Source organism: Mycobacterium sp. IDUB_39, assembly GCF_055419205.1.
Genome location: NZ_JBVAXF010000002.1, coordinates 635,967 through 656,574 on the forward strand (window position 1 = coordinate 635,967; position 20,608 = coordinate 656,574).

At 68.1% G+C, this 20,608-nt stretch carries 14 protein-coding genes and 1 tRNA gene; 9 read left to right on the plus strand and 6 right to left on the minus strand.

What is annotated here, in order from left to right; translation table 11 throughout:
• The 3 genes from ACZY0X_RS09390 to ACZY0X_RS09400 all read right to left on the minus strand — a co-directional run bounded on the left by ACZY0X_RS09390 (position 1) and on the right by ACZY0X_RS09400 (position 2,717).
• A complete protein-coding gene (locus ACZY0X_RS09390) occupies positions 1–981 on the minus strand; it encodes a ribose-phosphate diphosphokinase (RefSeq protein WP_463770592.1) in 981 nt (326 codons plus the stop codon).
• 102 nt (positions 982–1,083) lie between these two features.
• Positions 1,084–2,553, minus strand: a complete 1,470-nt coding sequence (gene glmU / locus ACZY0X_RS09395; RefSeq protein WP_463769674.1) for a bifunctional UDP-N-acetylglucosamine diphosphorylase/glucosamine-1-phosphate N-acetyltransferase GlmU — start codon at positions 2,551–2,553, stop codon at positions 1,084–1,086.
• A gap of 92 nt (positions 2,554–2,645) precedes the next feature.
• Positions 2,646–2,717 (minus strand) — tRNA-Gln (locus tag ACZY0X_RS09400).
• A 119-nt stretch (positions 2,718–2,836) separates the two neighbouring features.
• Between ACZY0X_RS09400 and ACZY0X_RS09405 the strand changes: the two genes are divergently transcribed.
• Complete coding sequence (locus ACZY0X_RS09405; protein ID WP_241405503.1) at positions 2,837–3,430, plus strand: TetR/AcrR family transcriptional regulator; 594 nt, start codon at positions 2,837–2,839, stop codon at positions 3,428–3,430.
• A 35-nt stretch (positions 3,431–3,465) separates the two neighbouring features.
• On the opposite strand, the gene lysA is transcribed toward ACZY0X_RS09405, so the two are convergent.
• A complete protein-coding gene (lysA, locus tag ACZY0X_RS09410; protein ID WP_463769676.1) occupies positions 3,466–4,806 on the minus strand; it encodes a diaminopimelate decarboxylase in 1,341 nt (446 codons plus the stop codon).
• 130 nt (positions 4,807–4,936) lie between these two features.
• Between lysA and mfd the strand changes: the two genes are divergently transcribed.
• Together mfd and ACZY0X_RS09420 are read left to right on the plus strand one after the other, a co-directional pair.
• Positions 4,937–8,635 (plus strand): transcription-repair coupling factor, encoded by a 3,699-nt coding sequence (mfd, locus tag ACZY0X_RS09415; RefSeq protein ID WP_463769678.1) that lies wholly within the window; start codon positions 4,937–4,939, stop codon positions 8,633–8,635.
• A gap of 34 nt (positions 8,636–8,669) precedes the next feature.
• A complete protein-coding gene (locus ACZY0X_RS09420; protein WP_463769680.1) occupies positions 8,670–9,653 on the plus strand; it encodes a nucleoside triphosphate pyrophosphohydrolase in 984 nt (327 codons plus the stop codon).
• Between the two features lie 71 nt (positions 9,654–9,724).
• Here ACZY0X_RS09420 and ACZY0X_RS09425 read toward each other — a convergent pair whose 3' ends face one another.
• Positions 9,725–10,996 carry a Dyp-type peroxidase gene (locus ACZY0X_RS09425; RefSeq protein WP_463769682.1) on the minus strand — a complete coding sequence of 424 codons (1,272 nt, stop codon included), beginning with the start codon at positions 10,994–10,996 and terminating at the stop codon, positions 9,725–9,727.
• Entirely contained in the window at positions 10,993–11,919 is a 927-nt protein-coding gene (locus ACZY0X_RS09430; RefSeq protein ID WP_463769684.1) for an EfeM/EfeO family lipoprotein, read from the minus strand. The genes ACZY0X_RS09425 and ACZY0X_RS09430 overlap by 4 nt, the downstream gene beginning before the upstream one ends.
• A 237-nt stretch (positions 11,920–12,156) precedes the next feature.
• Here ACZY0X_RS09430 and ACZY0X_RS09435 point away from each other — a divergent pair, with 237 nt between their 5' ends.
• The 6 genes from ACZY0X_RS09435 (at position 12,157) to ACZY0X_RS09460 (ending at position 20,413) form a co-directional block, all read left to right on the plus strand.
• Complete coding sequence (locus ACZY0X_RS09435) at positions 12,157–12,888, plus strand: lytic transglycosylase domain-containing protein (protein ID WP_463769686.1); 732 nt, start codon at positions 12,157–12,159, stop codon at positions 12,886–12,888.
• Positions 12,889–12,971: 83 nt separating this feature from the next.
• Positions 12,972–14,258, plus strand: coding sequence for a phosphopyruvate hydratase (gene eno, locus ACZY0X_RS09440; protein ID WP_463769688.1), 1,287 nt, complete (start codon positions 12,972–12,974; stop codon positions 14,256–14,258).
• A gap of 12 nt (positions 14,259–14,270) precedes the next feature.
• Positions 14,271–14,993, plus strand: a complete 723-nt coding sequence (locus ACZY0X_RS09445; RefSeq protein WP_463769690.1) for an FtsB family cell division protein — start codon at positions 14,271–14,273, stop codon at positions 14,991–14,993.
• Entirely contained in the window at positions 14,986–15,477 is a 492-nt protein-coding gene (locus ACZY0X_RS09450) for a DUF501 domain-containing protein (RefSeq protein ID WP_463769692.1), read from the plus strand. Before ACZY0X_RS09445 ends, ACZY0X_RS09450 begins: the two co-directional genes overlap by 8 nt.
• Entirely contained in the window at positions 15,474–16,439 is a 966-nt protein-coding gene (locus tag ACZY0X_RS09455) for a Ppx/GppA phosphatase family protein (protein WP_463769694.1), read from the plus strand. Before ACZY0X_RS09450 ends, ACZY0X_RS09455 begins: the two co-directional genes overlap by 4 nt.
• Before the next feature lie 332 nt (positions 16,440–16,771).
• Positions 16,772–20,413 carry an Ig-like domain-containing protein gene (locus ACZY0X_RS09460; protein WP_463769696.1) on the plus strand — a complete coding sequence of 1,214 codons (3,642 nt, stop codon included), beginning with the start codon at positions 16,772–16,774 and terminating at the stop codon, positions 20,411–20,413.
• The last annotated feature ends 195 nt before the right edge of the window (positions 20,414–20,608 follow it).

Below are 20,608 nucleotides of genomic sequence, written 5' to 3' on the forward strand. Positions count from 1 at the left end.
CTAGGCCGATCCGTCGAAGAGGCTGGTGACAGAACCGTTGTCGAACACGGCGCGGATCGTGCTGGCCAGCAGGGGCGCGATCGACAGCACCGTCAGCTGGGCGAACTGCTTGTCCTCGGTGATCGGCAGCGTGTTGGTGACGATGACCTCGCGGGCGCCGCATTCGGCGAGCCGTTGCGGGGCGGGATCAGACAGCACGCCGTGCGTGGCGGCGATCACGACGTCGTTCGCGCCGTTCTCCTTGAGCAGCTTGACCGCGCCCGCGATGGTGCCACCGGTGTCGATCATGTCGTCGGTGATGATGCAGGTCTTGCCTCGCACGTCGCCGACGACGCGGTTGGACTTCACCTGGTTGGGCACCAGGGGGTCGCGGGTCTTGTGGATGAAGGCCAGCGGAACGCCGCCAAGCGAGTCGGCCCACTTCTCGGCGACACGCACGCGGCCGGAGTCGGGGGACACGACCACCATGTCGTGATCGGCGTAGTTCTCGCCGATGTACCCGCACAGCAGCGACTGGCCACGCATGTGGTCCACCGGACCGTCGAAGAAGCCCTGGATCTGGTCGGTGTGCAGGTCCACCGAGACGATCCGGTCGGCACCCGCGGTCTTGTAGAGGTCGGCGACCAGTCGCGCCGAGATGGGCTCGCGACCGCGGTGCTTCTTGTCCTGGCGGGCGTATGGGTAGAAGGGCAGGATCGCGGTGATCCGCTTGGCGCTGCCGCGCTTGAGTGCGTCGATCATGATGAGCTGTTCCATCAGCCACTGGTTCAGTGGCGCGGGATGGCTCTGCAGCACGAACGCGTCGCAGCCGCGCACGGATTCCTCGAAGCGGACGAAGATCTCGCCGTTGGCGAAGTCGCGTGCCGTCTGCGCGGTGACGTGAACGTCAAGCTCCTTGGCCACCTGCTCTGCCAATTCGGGATGCGCGCGCCCCGAGAACAGCATTAGATTTTTGCGGTTGTCGGTCCAGTCGGTGCCCACTGTGCTGCCTTCGACGTCGGGGATCGAAATACTGGGCAATCGTACGTAGCTTCCCTGCGCCCGCGTTGCCGGGTTACCAGAATGCCAACGGAAGGCGTCGAGTTACGGCGTCGACTCGGGGTCGGCGGGGCTCTCGGCGGTCGCCTTTCGGGCTGCCTCCGCGGCGGGACTGCCTGGGCGCTTGCGCTGCACCCAGCCCTCGATGTTGCGCTGGCTGCCCGCTGACACCGCCAGCGCGCCCGGCGGGACGTCGTCGCGCACCACGGTGCCCGCTCCGGTGTAGGCGCCGTCGCCGATCGCCACCGGTGCGATGAACATCGTGTCCGAGCCGGTGCGCACATGCGAGCCGATCCGGGTCCGCCGCTTGGTCTCGCCGTCGTAGTTGACGAAAACGCTGGAGGCGCCGATGTTGGAGTGCTCGCCGATGTCGGCGTCGCCGACGTACGTCAGGTGCGGCACCTTGGTGCCGGTGCCGATGACCGCGTTCTTGGTCTCGACGAAGGCCCCGAGCTTCCCGTCAGCGCCGAGGTCGGTGCCCGGCCGCAGGTAGGCGAACGGACCGACTGTGGCGGCGTCGCGGATGGTCGACGAGCTGCCGTGCGTGCGGACCACGGTCGCGGTGTCGCCGACGGTGACGTCGGTCAGGGTGGTGTCGGGTCCGATCTCGCAGCCGGAGCCGATGCGGGTGGTGCCCAGCAGCTGGGTGCCCGGCCTGATCACGGTGTCCGGCCCGACGGTGACGTCGATGTCGATCCAGGTGCTCGCGGGGTCGATCACCGTGACCCCGGCCCGCTGATGGCGGGCCACGATCCGGCGGTTCAGCTCGGCTGCCAGCTGCGACAGCTGGACACGGTCGTTGACGCCGGCGACCAGCGCGCTGTCGTCGATGTGGTGGGCGCGCACCACATGACCGCTCTGCCGCACGATCGAGATGGCGTCGGTCAGGTACAGCTCGCTCTGGGCGTTATCGGATCGCAGCTGGCTCAGCGCGGCGCGCAGATCGGCGATGTCGAAGGCATACACGCCGGCGTTGACCTCGCCGATCGCCCGCTGTTTGGGGGTGGCGTCGGCCTGCTCGACGATCCCGATGACCTCGCGGTCCTGGGTGCGCAGGATGCGCCCGTAGCCGGTCGGATCGGGCACCGTCGTGGTCAGCACTGTCGCGGCGGCCGACTCGGCACCGTGGGCGTCGGTCAACTCGGCCAGTGTGACCGCGTCGAGCAGCGGGACGTCACCCGCGGTGATGACGACGGTGCCTGCGAAATCCTCGGGAAGCGCGCTCAGACCGCAGGCCACCGCGTGCCCCGTGCCCAGCTGCTCGTCCTGAACCGCTATGTCGATTTGTCGGCCCAGCTCGTCGGCGAGTTCGGCGACGGCGGCCGAGACTGCCTCGCGTTGGCGGCCGACCACCACCACCAGATGCTGGGGTGCCACCTTCGCGACCGCGTGCAGCGCGTGCGACAGCATGCTGCGGCCTGCCAGGGCATGCAGAACCTTGGGGGTCTCCGAGCGCATCCGAGTGCCGGATCCGGCCGCCAGCACGATGACCGCGGCCTCGCCTCGTGTCGTCATGTGAACTCCCAACGCGCGACTGTGCGATTCGATGTGGGCCAGGCCGTCGCACCGCATGACACGGCTGCGCGGCGGGCAACTCCAGTTACCAGCTCCGTCGCCAGGACTCGAACCTGAACTATCTGAACCAAAATCAGAGGTGCTGCCGATTACACCACGACGGACTGTCGGTGAGACTTTAGTCGACGTTGTCATCGGTGAAGAGTGGGTGCGAGGCGACCCTAGGAATAGGCTCCTCAGTGTGGCTGCACCGGAGAAGGAGGCGCGTGCTCCTCGCGCGCGCATGACCGGCACCGAGCGCCGTCAACAACTGGTCGAGATCGCCAAGTCGCTCTTCGCAGAGCGAGGCTACGACGCCACCTCCATCGAGGAGATCGCGCAGCGTGCCAATGTCTCCAAACCGGTCGTTTACGAGCACTTCGGCGGTAAGGAGGGGCTCTACGCGGTGGTCGTCGACCGGGAGATGTCGGCGCTGCTCGACGGCATCACCTCGTCGCTGACCAACAACCGGTCCCGGGTCCGGGTCGAACGCGTGGCACTCGCGCTGCTGACCTACGTCGAGGAGCGCACCGACGGGTTCCGCATCCTGATCCGCGACTCGCCCGCCAGCATCAGCTCCGGCACGTATTCGAGCCTGCTGAACGACGCGGTCAGCCAGGTCGCCTCGATCCTCGCCGGTGACTTCTCCCGTCGCGGGCTCGACCCCGAGCTCGCTCCGCTGTACGCCCAGGCGCTGGTCGGATCGGTGTCGATGACAGCGCAGTGGTGGCTGGACACCCGCGAACCCAAGAAGGAAGTGGTGGCCGCCCACCTGGTCAACCTGATGTGGAACGGGTTGACCCACCTGGAGTCCGACCCGATCCTGCACCAGGGCTAGCGCTCAGCCCGCCCGTCGGGTCTTCGCGCGAGCGCTCAGTTCACGTCCCGGAGGAGCAGGTCCGCCGTCGTCTCCCGGCGCACCATCAGATCGGCGCGGCCGTCTCGCACCGACACCACCGGTGGCCGGCCGACCATGTTGAACGTCGAGGCCATGCTGTGGTGGTAGGCGCCGGTGCACGCCACCGCGAGGACGTCACCGGGATGCAGGTCGACCGGCAGCGCCACATCGTGGGCGATCGCGTCGCCCGCCTCGCAGTACCGCCCGACGACGGTCACCGGCTGCGTCGGGCCGAGCGGGTGACGATTGGCGACCGTGACGGTGTATCGGGCGCCGTAGAGCGCCACTCGCGGGTTGTCGCTCATGCCGCCGTCGACGGACACGAAGGTCCTACCTCCGGGCTGATGCTTCACGGCCACCACCCGGTAGACCGTCACCCCGGCGCGCGCCGACAGCGCCCGACCCGGCTCGACGACGACCACGGGGCGCGGAAAGCGTTCCGCCCCGCACGTCGTGTCCAGTGCGTCGTCGATGACCTCGGCCAGCGCCTTGAGATCGAGGCCCGCGTCGCCGTCGATGTACGGCACACCGTGCCCACCGCCGATGTTCAGCTCTGAGAGCAGGACTCCGTACCGGGCGCGGACGTCGGCCATCAGGGTGACGATCCGATGGATCGCGTCGCCGTAGGGCGTCGCCTCGGTGACCTGGGACCCGAGGTGGCAGTGCAGTCCGACGAGCCGCAGCATCGGCTGATCGAGGACGCGACGGATCGCCAGCAGCGCCTGACCGTCATCGATGGCGAAGCCGAACTTCTGGTCGGTGACTCCCGTGGTCACCGCGGCGTGGCCGTGAATGTCGACGTTGGGGGTCACGCGGATCAGAACGTCCTGTGGCTGGCGCAGCTGGCTCGCCAGCAGCGCGATCTCGGTGCCGCAGTCGATGACGACGCGGCCGACGCCGGCGTCGGTGGCGGTGCGCAGTTCGCCGGTCGTCTTCGCGTTGCCGTGCAAGATCATGCGGCGCGGATCCACGCCGCCCGCGAGCCCCGCGGCCAGCTCGCCCAGCGAGCAGATGTCGAGCCCGAGGTGCTCATCGGCCACCCAGCGGGCGACGCGGGTGGTCAGCAGGGCCTTGCCCGCATAGACGATCCGGATGCCCCGCAGCGTGGAGCGGTAGGTCGCGGCGCGGTGGCGGAAGTCAGCCTCGTCGAGGACATAGGTCGGGGTGCCGAACTCGTCGGCGATATCGGTCAGCGCGACACCGCCGACGCACAGCCGGCCGTCCACGTCCACCCTTGCCGTCAGCGGCCAGATGGCCGGTTCGATGCGCATGGGGGCGGCGCGGTGCAGGGACGGCAACTGGTCGAGAAGGGTCATGTCTCCACGGTGCGCCCGCAAGAGGCGGGTATCGCAAATCTTGACGAACCCCTCACGGCGGGCAGCGCAATTTTGACGGGTTGAGCGGGTTGAGCGCCTCGCCGTGCGGCTCATTAGGATGAAGGACACCATGAATGCACCGGGGTACACCCATGTCCAGACCCCGTTGGCCGGGCTCGTTGAGCTGGCCCTGACTGACCCCGGTCTCCGGGACATCACCACCTCCGCCGCCGAGGGCGCAACAGAGGGTGCCCTCGTCGGACCGGCGGCCGCGCGGTTGTTCGTCGCGGCCGCACTGGCGCAGGCGGGTCCGCTGCTGGTCGTCACCGCCACGGGGCGCGAGACAGAGGACCTGACCGCCGAGCTGCAGGCCGTGCTCGGTGGCGCCGTCGCGACGTTCCCGTCCTGGGAGACCCTGCCGCACGAGCGGCTGTCTCCCGGCGTCGAGACCGTCGGCGCGCGGATGATGGTGCTGCGCCGACTCGCCTATCCCGACGACGCCCGGCTGGGTCCACCGCTGCGGGTGGTGGTCACCACGGCGCGCTCACTCCTGCAGCCGATGCCCCCGGCCCTCGCTGCCGTCGAGCCCGTGACGCTGACCGTCGGCGCCGAGGCCGACTTCGAGGCCGTGATCGAGCGGCTCGTCGAGCTGGCCTACACACGCGTCGACATGGTCGGCAAGCGCGGCGAGTTCGCGGTCCGCGGCGGCATCCTCGACCTGTTCGCGCCCACCGCCGAACACCCTGTGCGCGTCGAGTTCTGGGGTGACGAGGTGTCCGAGATGCGGATGTTCTCGATCGCCGATCAGCGCTCCATCCCCGAGATCGAGATCGAGACGCTGGTAGCCGTGCCGTGTCGGGAGCTGCTGCTCACCGAGGATGTGCGCGAGCGTGCCGCGGCATTCGCGGCGGATCAGCCCCACGACGACAATCGCGTCGGCGGCACCATCGGCGAGATGATGGCCAAGCTCTCCGAGGGCATCCCCGTCGACGGTATGGAGGCGCTCCTACCGGTGCTGCGGCCGGGCGAGCTGTCGCTGCTGTCCGACCACCTGCCCGCGGGCGCCCCAGTGCTGATCTGTGACCCCGAGAAGGTCAGGACCCGCGCCGCGGACCTGGTCAAAACGGGACGGGAGTTCCTCGAGGCGTCGTGGTCGGTCGCGGCCATGGGCGCCGACGCGCCGATCGACCTGGAGGAGCTCGACGGCTCCGGATTCCGCGACCTCGCAGACGTCCGGGCCGCGGCCACCACCGGCGGACACCCGTGGTGGACGCTGAGCCAGCTTGGAGACGGGTCGGCGAAGGAGCTGGACATCCGACCGGCGCCGTCCGCGCGCGGTCAGCAGCACAATCTCGACGAGATGTTCGCGATGCTGCGCGCCCATATCGCGACCGGTGGACTGGCTGTCATCGTCACCCCGGGCACCGGCACGGCCCACCGCGTCGTGGAACAGCTGGCCGAATCAGACACGACCGCAGCGATCTTGGAGTCCGGCGAGGCGCCGAAGGCAGGTGTCGTCGGCGTGCTCAAGGGGCCGCTGCACGACGGTGCGATGCTGCCGGGGGCCAACCTCGTCGTGTTCACGGAATCCGACCTGACCGGAAACCGTGCCGCCGCCGTCGAGGGCAAGCGGCTGGCCGCCAAGCGCCGCAACGTCGTCGACCCGCTCGCACTGACCGCGGGCGACATGGTGGTGCACGACCAGCACGGCATCGGCCGCTTCGTGGAGATGACCGAGCGCACCATCGGCGGTGCCCGCCGTGAGTACCTGGTGCTTGAGTACGCGTCGGCCAAGCGTGGCGGCGGATCGGACAAGCTGTACGTGCCGATGGACGCACTGGATCAGTTGTCCCGCTACGTCGGCGGACAGGAGCCGACGCTGAGCCGCCTCGGCGGCAGCGACTGGACCAACACCAAGACCAAGGCACGCCGTGCGGTTCGCGAGATCGCCACTGAACTGGTCGAGCTGTACGCCAAGCGCCAGGCCGCACCCGGCCACGCGTTCGGACCGGACACCCCGTGGCAGGCCGAGATGGAGGACGCCTTCGGCTTCAGCGAGACGATGGATCAGCTGACGGCCATCACCGAAGTCAAGAGCGATATGGAGAAGGCGGTCCCGATGGACCGTGTGATCTGCGGTGACGTCGGCTACGGCAAGACCGAGATCGCGGTGCGCGCGGCGTTCAAGGCGGTGCAGGACGGCAAGCAGGTCGCGGTGCTGGTGCCGACGACGCTGCTGGCCGATCAGCACCTGCAGACCTTCACCGCTCGGATGGCCGGATTCCCGGTGACGGTGAAGGGTCTGTCGCGGTTCACCGACCCCGCCGACTCGCGGGCGGCGCTCGAGGGCATGAAGGACGGTTCGGTCGATATCGCGATCGGCACGCACCGACTGCTGCAGACGGGCGTGACCTGGAAGGACCTCGGGCTGGTCATCGTCGACGAGGAGCAGCGCTTCGGCGTCGAGCACAAGGAACACATCAAGTCGATGCGCACGCACGTCGATGTGCTCACGATGAGTGCCACGCCGATTCCGCGCACCCTGGAGATGAGCCTGGCGGGCATCCGCGAGATGTCGACAATCCTCACCCCGCCCGAGGAGCGGCACCCCGTGCTCACCTACGTCGGGCCGCATGACGACAAGCAGGTGGCGGCGGCCCTGCGGCGCGAACTGCTGCGCGACGGGCAGGCGTTCTACATCCACAACCGGGTGAAGTCGATCGACTCGGCGGCCGCGAAGGTCCGCGCGCTGGTGCCTGAGGCGCGTGTTGTCGTCGCGCACGGGCAGATGCCCGAGGAGCAGTTGGAGAAGACGGTCGAGGGGTTCTGGAACCGCGAATTCGACATCCTGGTCTGCACCACGATCGTCGAGACGGGGCTGGACATCTCGAACGCGAACACCCTCATCGTCGAGCGGGCTGACACGTTCGGGTTGTCGCAGCTACATCAGCTGCGCGGACGCGTGGGGCGCAGCAGGGAGCGTGGTTACGCCTACTTCCTGTACCCGCCGGAGGTGCCGCTCACCGAGACCGCGTATGACCGGCTCGCCACCATCGCCCAGAACAACGAACTCGGCGCAGGCATGGCCGTGGCGATGAAGGACCTCGAGATCCGCGGTGCGGGCAACGTGCTGGGCGCCGAGCAGTCCGGTCACGTCGCCGGGGTGGGGTTCGACCTCTACGTCCGCCTGGTGGGCGAGGCCGTCGAGGCCTATCGCGCCGCCGTGGATGGCAAAACCGTTGCTGCCGTTGAGGAACCGAAGGATGTTCGGATCGATCTCCCGATCGACGCCAACCTGCCGCCGGAGTACATCGGCAGCGACCGGTTGCGGCTGGAGGGTTACCGGCGACTCGCGGCCGCATCGGACGAGGCGGGTATCGGCGCGGTCGTCGATGAACTCATCGACCGGTACGGTCCGCTGCCCGAGCCGGCGCAACGGCTCGTCGCGGTGGCACGGCTGCGGCTGCTGTGCCGCCAGTACGGCGTCACCGAGGTCGGTGCGGCGTCCGAGTCCACGGTGCGCATCTCGCCGCTCCCGCTGCAGGATTCTCAGCAACTGCGCCTCAAGCGGATGTACCCCGGCGCGACGTTCCGTGCGACGACGTCGACCGTGGCGATGCCGATCCCTCGGGTCGGCAGCGGTATCGGCGCTCCCCGCATTCGTGATCTTGAATTGGCCGGTGCCGTAGCCGGTCTGCTGTTGGCGCTGGATGGTAAACCGCAGACAGATGTTGATATAACCAACTTCGAACAGTGGCGCGGTACGGCCTCCCGCGATGAGAAGGGCGCGGCGGCAAGTGCCGGCGCGACCGGCACCAAGAAGAAGTGAAGGAACTCATGACGAACGAGTCCCGGCGATCAGGATGATTGTCGTCCTGGTGGATCCTCGGCGCCCATCGCTGGTACCCGTGGAGGCCGTCGGACTGCTCGCTGGGGACGTGCAGTACACCGAGGAAATGCCGATCAGGGTGCCGTGGTCGCTTCCTGCGTCACGGCCATGCTTTTCCGGTGCCCCGGATGAGGAAGCTGCACCCGTGCTGCTGTCATCCGATCCCGACCACCCGATGGTCAAGGCCCGCCTCGCCGCAGGCGCCAAGCTCATCTCCGCGCCCGGCCCGCAGCCGGGGGAGCGGCTGCTCGACGCCGTCGCGCAGATGGACAAGCTGCGCACCTCGGGCCCGTGGGAGAGCGAGCAGACGCACGACTCGCTGCGGCGCTACCTGCTCGAGGAGACCTACGAGCTGTTCGACGCCGTGCACAGCGGTAACGCCGACGAGGTCCGTGAGGAACTCGGAGACGTCTTGTTGCAGGTGCTCTTTCACGCGCGCATCGCCGAGGACGCGTCGGAGGGCTCGTTCACGATCGACGATGTCGCCGACGCGCTCGTGCGCAAGCTCGCCAACCGCGTGCCCGCGGTGCTCGCCGGGGAGTCGATCTCACTGGAGGATCAGCTCGCGCAGTGGGAGGAGCGCAAGGCGCTGGAGAAGACCAGGGCGTCGGTCATGGATGACGTCCCGACCGCTCAGCCCGCGCTCGCGCTGACGCAGAAGGTCTACCAGCGCGTGATCGCCGCGGGTGTGCCTGTGGACCTGCTGCCTGAGGACATGGCCGCGCTCGGGGCCGCCCAGGGCGGGGACGCCGAGAATGCGTTGCGCGCCGCGACGTTGCAGTTCATGAATGCCGTGCGCGGTGTCGAGGCGGCCGTGGCCGCTGCGCGGCGCGGGACGGACACGCCCGCCGAACTCGATGCCGCGACGCTCGGCAGGATCTCTGAGGACGAATGGCGCACGCACTGGCCGACTTTCGCGGAGTTGGACGAGGGTGACGACACCGACGAGACTTCCTGAGCGTCGAGATAGCGCTCACGGTGGCCGCTACTCGAACTTTTGCGCCGTCAGCGCTATCTCAACGGTGAGGTTCAGCCGACCAGCTGATCGCCGAGGAAGCGATCCTCACCCGTGACGCCGGGCAGGATGAAGAAGAACCCGCCGCCCACCGGCAGGATGTACTCCTCCAACGGCTCGCCCGTGAGACGCTTCTGCACCGCGAGGAAGCCGTTGTCCAGACTGCGCTGGTAGGCGATGAAGGCCAGGCCCTGGTCGAGGCGGCCGGCTCCGTCGAATCCACGCGAGTAGTTGAAACCGCGGCGCAGGATCAGGTTCTCGTCAGTGGCGGGCGTGCGGGGGTTGGCCAGCCGGATATGGGCGTCGAGCTTGATCCGCTTGCCGTCGGGATCCTCGGGGTAGTCGGGATCGTCGAACTCGTCGTTCAAGCCGAGCGGTGCGCCGCTGACCTTGGCCCGCCCGATCAGGTTCTCCTGCTCGACGAGCTGGGTGCGATCCCAGAACTCGACGAACATCCGGATGATGCGAATGGCTTGATACGAACCGCCTGCCGCCCACTCGGGCTCCCCGCCGCCGGGCTGCACCCACACATGGCGATCCATCACGCCGGGGTCCTCGACGTCGAGATTTGCCGTTCCGTCCTTGAATCCCAACAGATTTCGCGGAGTCCGCGCATCCGAGGTCTGGCCCGCCCCGATACCGCGCGCATACCCGTCGATCATCCACTTGAGGACCAGATCGCTGCGGGTGCGGCGCATGATCTGGCGCAGCGCGAACTGCACGGTGTCATTGTGGCCGGCCTCGAAGATGATCGACACGTCACCGTGGGACAGCTTCGGATCGAGTTTGTCGTTGGCCAGGAACGGCATGGTGACCAGTTCCTTGGGCTTGCGGTCCGCCAGACCGAACCGGTCGTCGAACACCGACGCGCCCAGCCCGACCAGGATCGACAGGTTGTCGGGGGGCGGTTGCTCCCCGAGTATTCCGGAGTCGACGGGCGGATAGGCGGGGCCCCGTACCTCGGGCGGTTTGCCCGCCATCAGTCCGCGGATCTCGTCGGTGAGTTCCTGCAGCACCGATGTCAGGCCGGCCCGAGTTCTGGTCTGAAGGTTGAACGACGCCACCAAACCTTGTTCGGGAATTGGCAGCGTCGTGATTCCCGCCTGGTGCGGACCCTCGAAGGCGGTGAAGCTCGGGTCCGGACGACCGCGCCGGTGCTCGGGTTGCTCCGAATCGGTGAGCGCCAGGGTAGCGCCAACACCGACAGCCGCCCCGGCACCGGCGCTCAGGGCACCGGCAACGAAGCCGCGTCGTGAAAATCCTTGGCGTGGTGGCCGATCGGTCACTGCAGGCCCAGCACTCCCGGCACCTGAGAGAGGTTCTCCGACAGCCCCGCCAGCTGGCCCTTAAGGGTGTCGACGACCTGCGGAGTGACGGTGACAGCGGTGCACCGAGCCGACGGGAAGGGATCGTTCTCGGTGCAGAACAGCACCCAGCCGTCACCCTGACGCAGCGGCGCCAGCGTGGCGTAGATGTCGGAGATACCACCGTCGATCTTGCCCAGCAGGGCGGGATCGGCCTGCTCCAGGGCGGGGGTCAGCTTGTCGACCGCTGCCTGCGAGCCCTGCAGGTTGGCGTCGAAGTCCCACAGGTCGGTCTTGGAGTAGCGGTCCTCCTCGCCGGTGATCTTGCCCTGCGACACCTCTTCGATCAGCTCAGCAGCGCCGGTGGCGACCTTCAGCGGCGGAACTTCGAGCTTCGCGATCTCGTCCTTCAGTCCGGCGATGTCCTTGTCGAGTTGGTCGGCGAACGGTGCGCCACCCTCGGTGGTGTTCTTCTCGAACAGCAGGAACTCCAGGCGGTGCCAGCCGGTGAAGGCTGCGTCCTCGGGGCCCTCGAAGTCGTCGACACGGGAGTCGACCTTGCCGTCGATGTCTGGGATGAGTTCGGCGAGCGGCTCGATGCGCTCCCACGGCATGCGGGACGGCGCGTACGCGTCCTGTGCGGCCTTCAGATCGTCGGCGCGCACGGCGTCGGTCAACACCTTGACAGCCGCGACGAGCTCGTCGACCTGTGCGACCGCGTACGCCTTGTACTCGTCGCCCGCCTTCGCTGCGAGCGGGTTGGGCTCCGCGGCAGCCGACGTGGACGTCGCGGCGCTGCTCGATTCACTGCTGCTCGCCTCGGTACTGCTGCTGTTGTTGGAGCAGCCGGACAGGACCAGGGCCGCCGCTACGAAGGGCACAGGCCAGGCGAGATGCAGTTTCATGGAGCCTCCTTGAAGTAGACGCGTGAACACTACATCCAGAACCGTGGACAGGGTAGGCACCCCTAAGAAACGCGTGAATGGGTGATGCCCACTGCGCTTCCCCCGGCGCGTTGCGTGCATGCTGGCTTACCGTAGGGGCGAATTGTTCGAGCGTCGGTTGCCGTTGAGTTGGTGACGACGCGACGGTCAGGCCCGCAAGCACCAGCCGGGCGGATCGGTTGTGGTCAAGGGAGTCCGGTGTCGCCAGTGCGTTGGTGGCGCGCCGTTGCGGTGATCGCCGCAACGGCGCTGCTCATGGCGTCATCGTGCTCGTTTCAGACCGGTGCGCCCATCCCGGAGGGGGTACCGCCCCCGGCCGGGGATTCGGTGCCCAAGATCGACACTTACGCCAAGGGCAGGCCCGCCGACCAGCTGCGCGAGTGGGCCGCCGAACGTGCACCGGCACTCGGCATCCCCGCGCGTGCGCTGGAGGCCTACGCCTACGCAGCGCGTGTCGCCGAGGTCGAGAATCCCAATTGCCACCTGGCGTGGACCACGCTGGCGGGCATTGGCTGGGTCGAGAGCCACCACGGCACCTACCGGGGGTCGAAGGTGCTGCCCAACGGCGACGTGGAACCGCCGATTAGGGGACTGCTGCTGGACGGGACCATGGGCAACATGGAGATCGCCGACACCGACGGCGGCCGGCTCGACGGTGACGCCAAGCTCGACCGGGCGATGGGGCCCATGCAGTTCATCCCCGAGACGTGGCGACTGTATGGCGTCGACGCCAACAATGACGACGTGATCAACCCTGACAACATCGACGACGCGGCGCTGTCGGCGGCCGGGTATCTGTGCTGGCGGGGCAAGGACCTGGCCACGCCGAAGGGGTGGATGGAGGCCCTGCGGGCCTACAACCTGTCCGACCAGTACGCCCGCACGGTGCGGGACTGGGCGACGGCGTATGCCAACGGGCACCCGCGATAGGGCCGGACCTCGGGAGCACGGCATCGGCGCACCCTCTAGGCTGATGTGCGCAAACGTGTAGTACCGACGAAAGGGCGACGACAGTGTCCATGATCGAGCAGGTCGGAGCCCGCGAGATACTCGACTCCCGTGGCAATCCCACGGTCGAGGTCGAGGTGGCCCTGAGCGACGGTACGTTCGCCCGCGCCGCGGTGCCCTCAGGTGCGTCGACCGGTGAGCACGAGGCCGTCGAACTCCGTGACGGCGGTGACCGCTACGGCGGCAAGGGTGTCGACAAGGCGGTCAACGCCGTTCTCGACGAGATCGCCCCCGCGGTCATCGGACAGAGTGCGGATGACCAGCGGCTGATCGATCAGGCGCTGCTGGACCTCGACGGCACGCCCGACAAGTCCCGCCTGGGCGCCAACGCGATGCTGGGCGTCTCGCTGGCCGTCGCCAAGGCCGCCGCCGAGTCCGCCGGGCTGCCGCTGTTCCGCTACATCGGTGGACCCAACGCGCACATCCTGCCGGTGCCGATGATGAACATCCTCAACGGTGGCGCACACGCCGACACCGGCGTCGACGTCCAGGAGTTCATGGTCGCCCCGATCGGCGCGCCCACCTTCAAGGAAGCGCTGCGCTGGGGTGCCGAGGTGTACCACTCGCTGAAGTCGGTGCTGAAGAAGCAGGGCCTGTCCACCGGTCTCGGCGACGAGGGCGGTTTTGCCCCCGACGTGGCTGGCACCAAGGCCGCACTCGACCTGATCGCCACCGCGATCGACGCCACCGGCTTCAAGCTGGGCACCGACGTGACGTTGGCGCTGGATGTCGCGGCCACTGAGTTCTACACCGATGGAACGGGTTACGCGTTCGAGAAGCAGACCCGCACCGCCGCGCAGATGATCGAGTTCTACGCCGATCTCATCGACTCCTACCCGCTGGTCTCGATTGAGGATCCGCTGTCCGAGGACGACTGGGATGGCTGGGTGGCCCTGACCGCCGCCATCGGTGACCGGATTCAGCTCGTCGGTGACGACCTGTTCGTCACCAACCCCGAGCGTCTCGAGGAGGGTATCGAGCGCGGTGCCGCCAACGCGTTGCTGGTGAAGGTGAACCAGATCGGCACGCTCACCGAGACTCTCGACGCGGTCACGTTGGCCCACAACAGCGGCTACAAGACGATGATGAGCCACCGGTCCGGTGAGACCGAGGACACCACCATCGCTGATCTCGCCGTCGCCGTGGGTAGCGGGCAGATCAAGACCGGCGCGCCGGCTCGCAGCGAGCGCGTCGCGAAGTACAACCAGCTGCTGCGCATCGAGGAGATCCTCGGGGATGCCGCGCGGTATGCCGGTGACCTCGCGTTCCCGCGCTTCTCGCCTGCGAGCTAGTAGTTTTCAGTCATGCCCGACGCCAAACGGCCCGACCCCAAGCGACGCTCTCCAGCGCCGCGACCGGGCAAGGCCGGGAAGTCCGGTGAGGCGGCCAGGGGTAGGTCCCGCAGCGCCTCACCGGTGCGCCGGGAGCCGCGTGCGGCAGCACCCCGCCCCGCCGAACCCGATGTCGAGGTCGAGGACACTGACGAAACCGAGCAGGGCACGGTTCTCGAGCCGATCCGCCAGTCGATCCTCGAGGCAGCCGAGCATCAGTCCGAGCAACGGCTGGGGTCGGCGGCTCGGCGCGCTGCGATCCTGGCGGCGGTGATCTGTGTGCTGACGTTGACGATTGCCGGACCCGTTCGCACGTACTTCTCGCAGCGGGCCGAGATGAAGCAGCTGTCCGACGTCGAGGCGCAACTGCGTACGCAGATAGCCGATCTCGAACAGCAGAAGGTCAAGTTGGGCGACCCGGTGTTCATCGCCGCGCAAGCCCGCGAACGCCTCGGCTTCGTCATGCCCGGTGAGATCCCCTACCAGGTGCAGCTGCCGAATCCCGTTGGATCCGAGGCGATTCCCAGTGAGGAGGTCGCAACGGTCCCCAGCGGGCAACCGTGGTACACCTCGCTGTGGCACACCATCGCCGACGCGCCGCACGGACCTGCGCCGGCTCCAATTCCGCCACCGGGACCGGTGCCCGCACCGCCCATCCCGCCTGATGCCCCTCCGGGCCCCCCTCCCGGTGGTTGAGCCCGCCGACCTCGAGGCCGTCGCGCTTCAGCTGGGCCGTGAGCCCCGCGGAGTGCTGGCGATCGCCTACCGCTGCCCGAATGGTCAACCGGGCGTGGTGAAGACAGCCCCGAGGCTTCCCGACGGCACCCCGTTCCCGACGCTGTTCTACCTGACCCATCCGGCGCTGACCGCCGCCGCGAGCCGGCTGGAGTCCTCAGGGCTCATGCGGGATATGACCGAACGCCTGCAGGCTGATCCGGAGTTGGCGGCGACCTACCGGCGAGCGCACGAGTCCTATCTGGCCGAGCGTGACGCCATCGAGTCACTGGGCACGACGTTCTCCGGTGGCGGCATGCCCGACCGGGTCAAGTGCCTGCACGTGGTGATGGCCCATTCGCTGGCAAAGGGGCGGGGTGTCAACCCCTTTGGTGACGAGGCGCTGGCAATACTGGCCGTCGAGCCGGCGATGGTCGGCATTCTCGATAAGGGGATCTGGACATGACAGTGCCGCGCTCGCGAGGAGCAAGAAGAGTCGCTGCGGTCGACTGCGGCACCAACTCCATCCGTCTGCTGATCGCCGATTTCGTGGACGGCCGGCTGCACGATGTCCACCGTGAGATGCGGATCGTTCGCCTCGGTGAGGGCGTGGACGCGACGGGGGAGTTCGCGCCCGCGGCGCTGGCCCGCACCCGTGAAGCTCTGACGGACTACGCCGCGTTGATGCGGGAGCACTCGGTGCCCGCGGTGCGGATGGTCGCAACGTCAGCGGCCCGGGACGCGGGCAACCGAGACGAGTTCTTCGCGATGACCGCCGAGGTTCTCGGGTCCGCGGTGCCGGGTGCGATCGCCGAGGTGATCAGTGGCACGGAGGAGGCGGCCCTGTCGTTTCAGGGTGCTGTCGGTGAATTAGATGACGCCGCAGGACCGTTCGTGGTGGTGGATCTCGGCGGCGGCTCGACCGAGGTGGTTGTCGGCGACGCCGGGGGAGTGAAGGCGAGTTTCTCGGCCGACATCGGGTGTGTGCGCCTGCGGGAACGGTGTCTGCACAGCGATCCACCCACGCCCGACGAGATTGCCGCTGCGCGCGCCGCGGCACGTGACGGCCTGTTACAGGCATTTCGTGTGGTGCCGGTCGAGGCGGCACACACCTGGGTGGGGGTGGCGGGCACGATGACGACGCTGGCCGCTCTCGGGCAGGGCTTGACGACGTACGACTCCGAGGCTATTCACCTGTCGCGGGTCGGTTTCGATGACCTGCTCGTGGTGTGTGAGGACCTCGTTGCGATGACCTACAAGCAGCGCGCTGCACTGGGTCCCATGCACGAGGGCCGCGTCGACGTGATCGGCGGTGGCGCGATCATCGTCGAGGAATTGGCGCGTGAACTCCGCAGCAGGGCCGGCATCACCGAACTCGTTGTGAGTGAGCACGACATCCTGGATGGCATCGCGCTGTCGATCGTCTAGTGCCCGCAACTCGCGGGTGACTCATTGCGATGCTCGTCCAGATTGCGCATTCTTCACGTCGACTTCTGCAGGAGCGTCGTCGGCAGGCGCGAATCACGACGCTGTTGCAGATCTCGCGGCAAAGACTCACCTGAGTTCGGTCGACCGCGGGCTCCCGCGCGGGTGCGATCGTTAGCGAACCGAAAGACCATTCGACGCAATGCATTTCACGCGCCGAGACATATGCGGTTTGATTTCATCTTTTTGCTGACGCAAACAGTTCGCTGCCCTTACCATCCTCTTGCTCGATTATTTGCCTCGGGCGTCAATAACTTTAGTCCAGGGATGGGTTGGTGTCTGAGATGTCCGAGTCGAGCCAGGTCGGAGCCGTCGTGTCGAACACCGCGGGTGGATCCGCGCGTCGTCGTTCCGACAACTTCAAGGTGCGGAGCTGGCTCGTCGTGGGCGCGGCGTCGGTCGGTGCCGCGCTCGTCGTGATGGGGCCGGCCGCGGTGGCCGCTGCCGACGACGGCGGCTCCTCGTCCTCGTCCTCGTCGAATTCGTCCGATTCGTCGAGTGCGTCGGGTTCCAAGTCCGAGTCCGGGACGAAGACCCCTGCCGGGCCGAAGCGTGACGCGCCCGACAAGCCCTCGGGCACCAAGGACTCCGACAGCAAGGACTCCGACACCAAGGACGCGGACAGCACGGACTCCGCCAGTACGGACTCCGGCAAGAAGGACCCGGTCAAGAAGGGCTCGGACAAGAAGGGCTCGGGCAAGAAGGGCGGCGACAAGGAGTCCGACACGGAAGCAGGCAAGAACGCGCCCAAGGGCTCGGCCGCCACCGGCATCAAGCGCGTCCAAGATGCCAGGCACGCCACGGAGAACGACGGCGCCAATGCCGATACCGCAAGCGCGGCAGCCGAAAGCGCGACCTCGAGTGTCACGAAGACATCCGCCCAGCGCGACCAGGAGCCGGCTCCCGCGGCCGACGTCAGCACCGTCGTGTCGGCGAGCAGCACGCCTCAGACGCAGGTGACCGCGGGTGTCGCCCCGGCAGCGCTACCGGTGCCGCACTTCACGATCGCAGCAGTCCCGGGTCTGCCGAAGCTCTACCTGCCGACGCCCGAGGACTTCGTCGGCTTCTTCATCGGCAATGGCACCGCCTACCGTCCGAACGGCGGAATCCTCATCGGCAACGGTTACTCATGGACTTCCGAAACCTGCCCGACGGTCTGCAGGGGCGGCAACGGCGGACTGTTCGGAAACGGCGGCAACGGTTTCAACGGTGGTAACGGCGGCTGGGCCGGGTTGGTCGGCTACGGCGGTAACGGTGGGGCAGGCGTCGCCGGCCTCAACGCAGGCAACGGTGGCAATGGCGGCAACGGCGGCCTGCTCTACGGCCACGGCGGCGTCGGCGGCGCGGGTGCCGAGACCATGAGTGGATCGTCCGGTGGACGCGGTGGCTCGGCAGGCCTGTTCGGCAATGGCGGTAACGGTGCCAAGGGCGGCACGTCGCGGGGTGACTTCCGCGGCGGCGACGGCGGCGCCGGTGGCGCGGGTGGCTGGCTGCTGGGCAACGGCGGTTCGGGTGGCGCTGGCGGCAATGCGATCTTGAACGGTCAAACCGGCGGTGCCGGTGGTGCCGGCGGAGACACTGGGACGTTCTCGTTCTGGGCGATTGCCGGAAATGGTGGCGCTGGCGGCAACGCGAGCTATGGCGGTCGCGGCGGCGATGGCGGCAGCGGCGGGATGCTGTCGATGTACGCGGTCGGCGGGAGCGGTGGCACCGGCGGCGACAGCCCGCACAAGGGCACCGGCATCGACCACGGCGGCGACGGCGGAAACGGCGGCACTGGCGGACTCTGGATGGGCAATGGCGGCGCCGGCGGCGAGGGCGGCGACGGCGGCGGTGACGGCGGCGCAGGCGGCAACGTCGGGTTCTTCTCGCTCGTCGGTCGCGGTGGTGACGGTGGCGACGGCGGGGTGGGCCAGACCGGACTGCCCGGCTCCAACGGCACGGCCGTCATCATCGACGGCGGCGCGGCAGGTGCCGGCGGTCAGGGCGGCAGCGGTGGTCGGGGTGGCCAGGGCAGCTTCGTCCTCGGCGCCGGTGGTAACGGCGGTACCGGTGGCCGTGGCGGTAACGGCGGCAAGGGCGGTGCCGGCTACGTGGGAGTCGACGAGTTGTCCGCGGTCGGCGGTGACGGCGGCCGGGGCGGCAACGGCGGGGACGGTGGCACGGGTGGGGCCAGCGGCGCCCTCGGCGGCGAAGCGGGCACGGGCCGCTTCCTGTTCTTCGTCTCCTCCACTGGAGTTCGCGGTGGCAACGGTGACGGTGGCAAGGGTGGCGACGGTGGCGCCGGGGCATCCGGCGGCTACACGATGGACCCCAATGGTTCGGCCGGTCCGGGCGGCAACGGCGGAAACGGAGGCGCCGGTGCGCCTGGCGGTGTGAGCTCGGACGACGACACGGGCACAGCCGGCGGTGACGGTGGCAACGGCGGCGTTGGTGGCAACGGCGGTGACGGTGCCGCCTTCAACGAGGGCGGCAACGGCGGCAACGGAGGTAATGGCGGGGCCGGCGGCGCGGGCGGTGCCAACACCGGCACCGGCACCGGTGGAACCGGCGGCAAGGGTGGCGACGGCGCCGCCGCGGGCACCGGCGGCAACGGGACCGTTGCCGGCGTCGGCGGAGACGGTGGCAACGGCGCTGACGGCGGCACCGGTGGAAGCTCTGGTGGCACAGGCGGACTCGGCGGAGACTACGGCGACCGCGGCCTCGGCGGAAAGAAACCGGACGGGACGCGGGCCGCCGCTGGTGCTAACGGAGATCCCGGCACCACCGGCGGTGAGGGCGCTGCTGCGCCGGTGAGCCTCGCGGTCACCGCGGCCGCACCGCAGTTCAACATGCAGTCGATCTTCGCGCCGCTCGCGGGCATCCAGTCGTTCCTGGCCGATCTCGGGAATCAGATCTCGTATGTCTTCTTCAATCGGACGCCGTCGATTTCGCCTTCACAGGGCAGCCAGGTCACGTCGACCGGCGAGGTGGTCGTCTACCTGAACGGTTCGAGCAACACCTCATTCGGCGTGAACTACACCATCGTCGAGGGGCCGAGGTACGGCACGCTGACACCCGGGGCGGCCGGCACCTACACCTACACGCCGGACCCGCGGCTCGCGACGATGGGCATCACCGATTACATCACCGTGCGCGTCGACAATGGCGCGGCGGCGAGGCTGCCCGGGTTGGCAGGCGTGGTGCAGCGCATGCTGCACTCGGGCGCCGTAATGCTGGGCATCTCCAAGCCCGACACCATCGAGAAGCGGGTTCGGATCACTGTCAACGGCAATGGTCTGGTCGGCAACGCGCAGTACGCCGCGCAGAACTACTGGACCAACCAGAGCTTCGACAACTGCGTGCTGCAGGCGACGTCGATGGCCGTTGCACAGGCCACCAACACCACCCCGCGATCCGAGCAGTACATGGTGGACCTGGCCAAGGCCACCGACAGCGTGACCCAGCCGGGCGCGAAGATGTACCTCGGCGAGAACATCTCGGACGGTGTCTCCGGCGGGGATGCGGTGGCCTTGATGAACGAGCATCTCGGTGTCAACGCCACCTTGACGAAGTACTACTCGGTCGACGCCGCCGGTAACCAGGTCAGCACGATGCAGGACGGTCAGGCGGCGCTGAACGACATGATGGCGGCACTGGCCACCGGCAAGGCCACGATGGTCACCTACTCGGTCGCGATCGTCTGGTCTGCGGCCTGGGGTTATGTGCCCGACGAGGACACGTCCTACTGGGGTGCCGATCACGCGGCAGTGGTGACCGAGGTCGATCTGGAGAACGGCTTCGTCTACGTCAACGACAGCTCGGCCGGGCCCGCCGGCCAGGAGACCGGTAGGGGCATGAAGGTCAGTCTCGGGGCGTTCATGTCCGGTTGGCAGGCGGGCAACTACGCCTTGACCACCGTCGAGGCGCGGACCTAACCCGCAGAAAAGAGAACGGCCGCCGTGGAAACCACGGCGGCCGTTCTGCTCTCAGCTACTACTTACGTGCGTTGCAGTTGGGTGGGTTTCCGCAGTGGTGTCCACCGTCGCACGCGTTGCAACGACAGGTGCAGGATCCCTTGGTCTGAGTAGTGCGCATCGCAGGTCAACTCCTTGAATCCGAATATCAAGATA